The 662-nt window shown below is 52.0% G+C and carries 1 protein-coding gene; it reads right to left on the bottom strand.

Features of this window, described 5'->3' with window-relative positions; translation table 11 throughout:
• Window positions 1-226: 226 nt before the first annotated feature.
• Window positions 227-484: a hypothetical protein gene (locus IOC61_RS10920; RefSeq protein WP_195688886.1), complete on the bottom strand. Its 258-nt coding sequence runs from the start codon at window positions 482-484 to the stop codon at window positions 227-229.
• Between the last annotated feature and the right edge of the window lie 178 nt (window positions 485-662).

Below are 662 nucleotides of genomic sequence, written 5' to 3'. Positions count from 1 at the left end.
GGGTCAGGCCATGTCCGACACTGGCGACGCTTTCCGGCTTTTCAGACGAGGCCTAGACTTGTGATCTTTAGCGTCCAGGCTGCAGGGTTACCACAAGGATATCTCACGGTTGCGTAACATCACCCGGATCCGGAAAAACCGAACCCGGGTGAAGCAAGGCGCTGCGATTATTTCATGAATCAAGACATTACAAGTACGGATCGACACTTGCCTTGACTCCCCCTCATTACAGCCACCAATGACGAAGGGCTTCTCGAGTCTTATCTCCAAAGGCCGACACTACGCCATCGCCCTCCTCACGTACTGAGCCTACCAGGTCAAGCCTGTTTCCCTGGCGGGCTTCACTCAGTTGGGAAACATTGCTCTCGGCTGTCTCACTGATCTGCTTTCGACGCTTCTCCATGTACTCTGAATCCATTGCCATCAGCGCTCCAGACCCCAGAAACATCGTCAAGGAAGCCAACACTACCATTACCTTTTTCATGACACCACCTCCGCTGTCAGTTGACTAACAAGACCTTTGAAAGGTCTTGTTAGTTGGTAATTGAAAGCGGCACTTCCTTACATCGACCCGGATACACTCCTCGGCTATATCATCTGGACAAAGAGCCTTTCATGGAACATCTATCAGACGAACCACCCCCTCAGGGGGCTCACTTCGA

The organism is Halomonas sp. KAO (assembly GCF_015595025.1).
Taxonomy (GTDB): Bacteria; Pseudomonadota; Gammaproteobacteria; order Pseudomonadales; family Halomonadaceae; genus Halomonas.
This window is presented reverse-complemented; position numbering and strand designations above follow the sequence as displayed.

What these genes read in the sequence shown, in the direction of transcription:
- IOC61_RS10920 (WP_195688886.1), bottom strand. Translation starts at nt 484, where the DNA reads ATGAAAAAGGTAATGGTAGTGTTGGCTTCCTTGACGATGTTTCTGGGG.